1 protein-coding gene is annotated in these 7,941 nt (G+C 46.9%); it reads left to right on the forward strand.

Annotation, left to right across the window (positions count from 1 at the left end; all coding sequences use genetic code 11):
- Positions 1 to 55 precede the first annotated feature (55 nt).
- Positions 56 to 7,941: amino acid adenylation domain-containing protein (locus AC1DP6_RS36190; protein ID WP_477059263.1), on the forward strand; the 7,886-nt coding region annotated here is incomplete at its 3' end.

The raw sequence follows: 7,941 nt of genomic DNA on the forward strand, positions 1-7,941 counted from the left end.
CGGATTGGCCCGTGGGTATTGGAATCGGGGGGAATTGACAGCAGAAAGATTTATCGTGAATCCCTATCATAAAAATCAACTGATGTACAGAACTGGCGACCTTGGTCGCTGGTTACCGGATGGGAACATTGCATGTTTGGGCCGTATCGATGAGCAGGTGAAGATCCGTGGTTACCGGATTGAGTTGGGCGAGATAGAAAGTGTATTGCAGCAGAGTGATTTGGTGAGTCATGCGGTAGTATCCGCTCACACGGATAGTATAGGCAATAAGCGGTTGGTGGGGTATGTAGTGGTGAAAGGAGTATTTGAGCAGGAGCAGACAATAGCGTATCTGAAAGCCCTGTTACCAGAGTACATGGTTCCTGCATTGTGGGTGGAGCTGGAGCAGTTGCCGCTGACACCGAATGGAAAGGTGGATCGCAAAGCATTGCCGGATCCGGATGTATCAGTACAGGCAGGGGCAACGTATATCGCTCCGCGTAATGAAGCAGAAAAAGTATTGTGTAATATCTGGCAGGAAGTATTGGGTGTTGGGCGTGTAGGTGTTGACGATAACTTCTTTAGACTGGGTGGTGATTCAATTATTTCGATTCAGGTGGTGAGTCGTGCCCTGCGTTTGGGCTATGAGTTGCATTCGGGTGACCTGTTCACCTACCAGACAATCATGAGGCTCAGTGCTGCCATGCAGGAGCGAGAGTCGGGACCATTGTATGGGGAAAATAGATTGTTGACCTCCAGGCAATGGGATGAGGAAATCGAATTGGAGGGCGAAGAGCTAAAGGCTTTTTTGTCGGAGTTATCAGCAGGCATGCCCCGGCGCGATCAGATAGAAGGCCTGTATCGTTTAAGTGGATTACAGGAGGGGATGCTGTTCCATGGGTTATATAGTGCGGCGTCTTTTGCTTATATAGAACAAATCAGTAGTGATGTGGTGGGAATAGAAGTAGATATACTGATCAAAAGCTGGGAAGAGCTGGTCAGACATCATAGCATACTTCGGAGCGGGTTTTATCACGACCGTTTTCGCGTGCCCGTGCAATGTGTTTACCGCGAGGTAAGACTCCCGGTAACTATAGTGGATTACCGGGAGCTGGAGGAAAACGGGCGTATGGCTGCAGTAGCAGTCTATGAGCAGCAGGATCGGCAGAAGGTATTTGATATGGAGTCAGCGCCGTTGATGCGGCTTACACTATTAAGGTTAGACGATGACCGGTGGCGGATGATCTGGACCTATCATCATATACTGCTGGATGGCTGGTCAGTGCAGGTGTTGGTAGAGAAGCTATTGAACACGTATGAGTCATTCATCAGGGGAGAAAATGGCGTAGTAACCAAAGTAGACAAATACGAAGATTATATCCGTTACCTGCAGGATCACCATAAAGAGAAGGAAGAACAGTACTGGCGCGGTTATCTGTCGGGAATTACAGATGGTAATCTGCTACCATTTATCGGGTCGGTAGCGGACCGCAATAAAGGGGTAGGTGTTTATAAAAGAGAAACCCTCGTGTTGGATGCCACGTTAACGTCCGCTGTAGCGCATTATGCGCAGGATCATCGGTTAACAGTTAACACGGTGATGCAGGGTGTTTGGAGTTATCTGTTGTCGCGTTATACCGGTAGTAATGCGGTGACCTATGGCGTAACAGTTTCCGGTCGTCCGGAAGGGTTGCCCGAAGTAGAGAGTCGGGTTGGGCTGTATATCAATACGCTCCCGCTACATACCCGGATTGCGGAGGATCAGTCGATAGACACGTGGTTGTCAGGTATACAGCAGGAGCAGTTGAGTTGTCGTGAATATCAGTATACGAGGTTAAGTGCTATTCAACGATGGACGGGCATTAGAGGTGACCTGTTTGACAGCTTGTTGGTTTTTGAGAATTATCCACTTAACAAAGAAGTGTCAGCACGTCGGGTATTACAGATAGAAAGTATGCAGATGACGGAGCATACAAACTATCCTTTGAGTATTACCATCATTGCCTCAGGCGAGATCCATATTCATTTTAGTTATAACAGCAGTTTGCTGGACACCCGRGATGTGCAGATGATCCATGGCCATTTTAAGCAAGTGCTTAAACAGGTGGTGATGAAAGAATGCAGCAAGGTGGGTGCATTGCAGTTGTTGACTACATCGGAAGAGGCTCAGTTGCTCGTAACGTTTAACGATACGGCTATTACTTATCCGGATAAAACATTATTGGATCTGTTTGAAGAGCAGGTGGAGAAAACACCGGATGGGATTGCACTGGTATTCGGAGATGAGGAGGTTACTTATGCCGCTCTGCATGAACGGAGTAATCAATTAGCGTATTATTTAAGAAGGCTGGGCGTACAGGCAGAGACGCTGGTGCCGGTTTGTATAGAGCGGAGTGGGATCCGTTATATGCTGGAAGACAGCGGCGCCGCAATTGTTGTGTGCAGCGCTGTTTGCCGGGATATATTGCCGCTGCCGGAAGGTTGCTACGTGGTGATAATGGAGGAGATCCCTGTTGTCACAGAAGTSAGCAGGCWAAGARTGRAGGTCAGCCCTGGTCAGCTGGCATATGTGATTTATACATCAGGATCAACCGGCAGACCGAAGGGGGTGATGATTGAGCACCAGAGTCTGACGAATTTTTTAACAGGCGTTGGCCGGGAAATAGGATTTACGGCGGGTAACAGTCTGTTATCTGTGACKACCTATAGCTTTGATATCTCGTATTTGGAATTATACCTGCCGGTTATTACAGGCGGGAAGGTYATCCTGGCGAGCCGGGAAACAGGAAGTGATGGATTCCGGYTGTCTGCCGAAATCGCACAACACCGCCCTGATTATATGCAGGCCACTCCATCTGGTTGGCAAATGTTATTGAACAGTGGATGGGAAAATACATCYGGGGTAAAGATGCTGGTAGGAGGAGAAGCATTGAAGGAAGACCTGAAGGAAGCGTTGACAGTCAGAGGGGTGGTATGGAATATGTACGGCCCCACAGAAACCACCATCTGGTCAACRATGGCGGCATTATCAACAAAGAATAAAATAAGTATTGGGCGTCCGATTGCTAATACGCAAATATATATTGTGGATGCGGAATGCCGGYTAAATCCGGTTGGYGTTGTTGGGGAGATCTGTRTTGGWGGGGYCGGATTGGCCCGTGGGTATTGGAATCGGGGGGAATTGACAGCAGAAAGATTTATCGTGAATCCCTATCATAAAAATCAACTGATGTACAGAACTGGCGACCTTGGTCGCTGGTTACCGGATGGGAATATTGCATGTTTGGGCCGTATCGATGAGCAGGTGAAGATCCGGGGTTACCGGATTGAGTTGGGCGAGATAGAAAGTGTGTTGCAGCAGAGTGATTTGGTGAGTCATGCGGTAGTATCCGCTCATACGGATAGTATAGGCAATAAGCGGTTGGTGGGATATGTAGTGGTGAAAGGAGTATTTGAGCAGGAGCAGATAATAGCGTATCTGAAAGCCCTGCTACCAGAGTACATGGTCCCTGCGTTGTGGGTGCAGCTGGAGCAGTTGCCGCTGACACCGAATGGAAAGGTGAATCGCAAAGCATTGCCGGATCCGGATGTATCAGTACAGGCAGGGGCAGCGTATATCGCTCCGCGTAATGAAGCAGAAAAAGTATTGTGTAATATCTGGCAGGAAGTTTTAGGTGTTGAGCGTGTAGGCGTTGACGATAACTTCTTTAGACTGGGAGGAGATTCTGTCAGGGTAATCGCGCTGGTAAGCAAAATACGCAGACAGTTTAATAAAAGTATAGGCGTATTTGATGTATATCAATCAGGAACCATAAGGGAGTTGGTAATATTGGCAGGCAACAACCTGTCGGTAAGCGCTGATGAAACAGGTGCATATAATGTGGTAAGAGAACAACTAAATGCACTTAAAAAATTAAAGATTGCCCGCCTGCCCAACCCACAGGATGTGGAAGATATTTACCCTATGAGTGATATCCAGAGCGGGATGTTGTATGCTTCACTCATCAATACGGAGTTAGCGGTATATCATAATCAGTTTACTTATAAGTTCTCAGAAAAGCCGGACATATGCCTGCTGGAAAAAGCGTTGGAGATGTTGGTGAAAAAACATGCCATATTAAGAACGTCGTTTAATCTGAACATTCATACGGAGGGACTTCAGGTGGTTTATAAGTCTGTTCCGGTTAAAGTAGATTTTAGGGAGGTACCACTGGATGATAAAGCAGCAACAGACTATCTTCAACTCTATTTGCTTGGTGAGCGGAAAAAAAGTTTTGACATAGCCGATGCAAATCTTTGGCGCGTATCCGTTTTCAGTTTTGAAAATTATGCTGTGCTCACCTTCCAGTTTCATCATGCGCTGCTTGACGGATGGAGTCAGGCATCCTTTATTGTGGAACTAAATAATCTCTATCTGAAATTGTTGGAAGGGGAGGCGCAGGCATTTTTACTTCCGTTGGCGGGGTCTTATAAAGACTTTATCATCCAGGAAATCATTGCAAAAGAATGGAATGATAATAAGGTGTTCTGGAAAAATGAGATGAATGGTTATAAGCGACTGGATATTTTTTCCAAAGAACGTGAGGATAAAAAGCTGATTAGGAAACTGGATGCAGGCTTACTGCAGACGTTGCAGGAGCGTAGCAGAAGAGATCATATTTCTCTTAAGAGTTTGTTCCTGGGAAGCTTTTTATATGCCTTGAGTATGCTTACGTATGAAGAGGAACTGACTATTGGATTAGTGTCTAATAACCGGCCTGTTGTGGATGATGGCGATAAGATATTGGGGTGTTTTTTAAATACGATTCCTTTCAGGTTTCATAGCGGTCAGCATAGTTATACCTGGAAGACATTTTTTGAGGACATAGAACATAAACTGGTGTCTCTTAAAAAAAGGGATAATACAACGCTGGTAGAAATAACGAGGATAGCAGAAGAGGGATCTTTCAATGAAAATCCGTTCTTCGATGTGTTGTTTGCTTTTGTAAACTTCCATGTTATTGAGCAACTGGAAAAGGGTGCTTTAGATATCGCGCAGCTTACTACTAAAGAGGGTGATCATTTGAATTACCAGTCGGACAATACTTTGCTGGATTGCGTTGTGAATATAACGAATGGCTCGCTGGTGATAGAGTTATGCCTCAGAAAACAACTCAGGTCGGGGAAATCTTTAGATACGCTATGGCAGTATTTTAGTAATGTTATAGCAGCCTACCAGCATCATTACCACGATGTAATGAATAGTAATACCATTTTGCCAGCGGAAGAATTACAACTGTTATCAGCATTTAACAGAGGGGATGTTCCTTATCCAACAGATAAAACATTGGTGGATTTGTTTGAGGAGCAGGCCTGGAGCATACCGGAAGACATTGCGGTTGTATTTGATTCCATCCGGGGTATAAAGGAATTAACGTATAGGGAGCTGAATGAGCGCAGTAATCAGTTAGGGCATTATTTAAGAAAACAGGGTGTATGTGAAGAGATGTTGGTGCCGGTTTATATTGAGCGGAGCATAGATATGCTGGTTGGGATGTTAGGTGTTTTGAAGGCAGGAGGCGCATATGTACCTATAGATCCTGAATATCCTACAGACAGGATTGGATATATGCTGGATGATACTGGAGCAGGGATTGTTGTGAGCAGTACGACCTGCCGGTCCAGATTGCCTGTCAAGGCCAGCTGTCAGGTGGTGAGCCTGGATGAAGACTGGGAGAATATCAGCGCGGAAAAAACAACTTCGGTACAGGTGGCACTCCGGCCGGATCAGCTGGCGTATGTTATTTATACATCAGGTTCAACAGGCAGGCCTAAAGGAGTATTGGTAGAACATAAAAGTGTTGTGAACCTGATATATGGTCAGGTGGCACCGTTGTCGCTGCATCGTGGAATTCGTTTATTTCAATTTGCCTCTTTTGGCTTTGATGCGGCCAGTCATGAAATATTCTGTGCGCTGCTTCAGGGGGGCCGGTTGGTACTCTCTGATAAAGAGGCAATACTGGACCCTGCCGTTTTTCTGGATATTCTTAACAGGCAGCAAGTGGAATTAGTGGTGCTGCCTCCCAGTTATCAATCGCAGGTGAAAGAAGGATTACGTTATTTAAAGACAATTGTATCTGTAGGTGAAGCGATGAATGTGAAAGAGGGGGAAGCGATATTGCAACGGGGGATTAAATTAATCAATGGGTATGGCCCAACGGAAAATACAGTCGGTGCAGTTATGTCTACACAGCCACTGAGAGATGACGGATTGGTAGTCATAGGAAAACCGCTTGATAACGTTCAAATATATATCGCCAAAGAAGGGAGTAATCTGCAACCGGTTGGAGTAGCCGGAGAGATCTGCATCGGTGGTGCGGGGCTGGCAAGAGGCTACTGGCATAGGGAAGCGCTGACAGCAGAAAAATTTGTAACAAATCCTTACAGCAAAGCATATGGAGGCCGGATGTATAAAACGGGGGACCTTGGTCGCTGGCTGCCGGATGGAAATATAGAATACCTGGGCAGAAAAGACGAGCAAGTGAAGGTACGTGGTCATCGTATTGAGCCGGGTGAAATTGAGTACGTCCTGCAACAAAGTGGTCAGGTAAGCCAGGCAGTGGTGATGGCACGTAGAGATAGTGCAGGTAACATGCGCCTGGTGGGTTACGTAGTAACAGTAGAAACTTTTAGCAGATCAGGTATCATCAGTTATCTGAAAGATCGTTTGCCTGAGTATATGGTGCCAGGGCTCTGGGTAGAACTGAATGCACTGCCTTTGACACCTAATGGGAAAGTAGACCGGAAAGGGTTGCCGGATCCGGATATGTCAGAACTGCTACAGCACCAATATGTGGCGCCACGCAGTGTGGCGGAAGCAACATTGGCAGGAATCTGGGAGGAATTGCTCGGAGTACAACGTGTAGGGATATACGATAATTTTTTTGAACTGGGTGGAGATTCAATTATTTCGATTCAGGTCGTGAGCCGTGCCCGTCGTTCAGGATACAACCTGCGTCCCCGGGATTTGTTTGTTCAACAAACGATAGAAGGTTTAGCGGTGGTGCTACAGGAACAGGGAAGAGAAGAAGGTAATGCTGAGCAGGGACTGCTTTCGGGCCGGAGTGGATTATCGCCTATCCAGCGGTGGTGGCTGGAGCAGGAGCAGCCATCCATATCACATTTTAACCAAAGCATTTTATTCGGGCTGTCTAAAGAAATAAGTCCGGCGGTGCTGGAGTCGGCACTGCAGCAGTTGTTACAGCGGCACGACGCGCTTCGTTTCCATTACCATCAGGATGTTGATTGCTGGGAACAAGCCTACGGAACGGCTGGAGGAGTGCTGTTTAGAGAAGATGTGTCGGAAGTAAGTCTTCCGGATCTGACGGATGTTATTGCCGTACGGTCCGATTATTACCAGGGAAGTCTGGATATACTTAGGGGGGACCTGGTGCGGGTGGTATTGTTTGAAACGCCTGGAAACGAGCAGCAACACCGGCTGTTGCTGGTGGTACACCATCTGGCTATAGACGGTGTGTCGTGRCGGATATTGGTGGAAGACCTGTCGTTGTTGCTGGAGGGTATCCAGTCCGGGGGGGAGGTGTTGCTGGGAATTAAAGGTCATTCGTACCGGCAATGGCAGGAGGGCTTGATAGCATATGGACAGCGCCCTCGCATTAGTAAACAACTGCATTACTGGGAAGGAATTATAAAGCAATATCGTTCATTGCCGGTGGACCGCATCTATGAAGGTCCGGTGTGTTTCCGGGATATGAATAGCTATGTGGTGAGGCTGCAATCAGGTGCGACGCAAAAATTATTACAGGAAGTGCCGCGTGTATATCATACAGAAATCAATGATCTGTTGCTGGCAGCATTGGCATGGACATTATGTGAGTGGAGCGGGCAGCAACAGGTGGTGATAGGCTTGGAAGGACATGGCCGCGAAGATGCCGTAATAGGGATGGACAGCAGTCGCACAGT

The sequence above is a fragment of the Chitinophaga sp. 01L420 genome, from assembly GCF_056399985.1.